General features: G+C 43.6%; 2 protein-coding genes. Both read left to right on the top strand.

From position 1 onward, the window contains the following. Window positions 1–368: 368 nt before the first annotated feature. Window positions 369–1,013: a Uma2 family endonuclease gene (locus tag NJ959_RS29660; RefSeq protein ID WP_254015351.1), complete on the top strand. Its 645-nt coding sequence runs from the start codon at window positions 369–371 to the stop codon at window positions 1,011–1,013. Window positions 1,014–1,046: 33 nt separating this feature from the next. After that, a complete protein-coding gene (locus NJ959_RS29655) occupies window positions 1,047–1,217 on the top strand; it encodes a hypothetical protein (protein ID WP_254015350.1) in 171 nt (56 codons plus the stop codon). The last annotated feature ends 98 nt before the right edge of the window (window positions 1,218–1,315 follow it).

Below are 1,315 nucleotides of genomic sequence, written 5' to 3'. Positions count from 1 at the left end.
GTTTGGCTTCCCCCGCTTCAAAAAGTTTGGGCAAATGAAGTCCATCCTGTTTCCTAACGAGTTCATAAATGTGGTGCATGTGGATATGAAACAGATAGAGACCATGCAGCCTCAGAAGTAATCAGATTGCGTGGACTAGAACAACTGAGTACGCAGGGACTCTGCGGAATAGAAAACGCCTATGCAGTCGGTCTGCCGGGGATTGATGCAAGTCAGTCTAGGTCAGAGGCGAAACCCTGTAAGGGAAGAACTAGGAATGCCCAAAAGTGATTTTGGGAAGCCTGCGCTATAATCTCCGATTTAGCGCAGGAGGATGTCACCCCAAGTATGGAATTAAACACTAAATATCCAACATTACGGAGACAGAAATGGTTTTTACCCTACAATTACGCCAAATTGATGTTTCACCCGGTCAATGTTTGACATTACGCCAGATTGACTGGTCAGATTTTGAGGCAATTTTAACTGAATTAGGAGAGCGTCGTGCCTCACGAATTGCTTACTTTCAAGGGGTGTTGGAGATTCGGATGCCATTACCAGAACATGAAAAAACAAAGATAATGATTGGCGAGTTTGTCAAAATATTATTAGATGAGTTAGAACTAGACTGGGAGCCTTATGGTTCAACAACATTTAAGCGTCCAGAAATGGCAGCAGGTATTGAGCCAGATGATTGTTTTTATATTACAAATTCGGCGCGGATGATTGGTAAGTTTAAACTCAATCTATCAATAGATCCCCCACCAGATTTAGCAATTGAAGTAGATGTGACTTCCAAAACTAAAATTTCTGCTTATATCGCCTTGGGTGTACCGGAAGTGTGGCGTTATGAAGAGGACAAATTACAAATTTTTGTTTTACGGGAAGGAGAATATGTACAGGTAGAAACTAGCCCAACATTTCCCAATTTACCAGTAGTTGAGGGGATTTCCCAGTTTTTGAAATTGAGTGAGACAGTAGGTGCAAGTGCGGCACGGCGAGGATTTCGGCAATGGGTGCGTGAAGGATTATAGATGTTTTTTATTTGATGGGAATTTTGTCTAGCGATGCTTCTGGCGGGCGAAGCCATTGCACTTCAACGAGGCTGGGCAATTGCAACTGACTATCGAAATGGGAGAGCTGCGACGGGGAACGCGATCGCATTTTGTATTTATCTATTCTTACCAAATCCTACCCATATTGGCGCTTCATTTCGTAGCACTTCTCGCTGTTGGTAGCTGAGTGGGTAGTAATCTTCTTCCTTTCGGAAGCGTCAGTCATTATAGAACCCATTTGACATCTTGCCAGCAATACCTGGGGCTAACGTTGCCATCGC

The sequence above is a fragment of the Limnofasciculus baicalensis BBK-W-15 genome (assembly GCF_024178385.1).
Lineage (GTDB): Bacteria > Cyanobacteriota > Cyanobacteriia > Cyanobacteriales > Coleofasciculaceae > Limnofasciculus > Limnofasciculus baicalensis.
The sequence above is the reverse complement of the archived record's forward strand: the minus strand, read 5'-3'. Positions and strand labels throughout refer to the sequence as shown.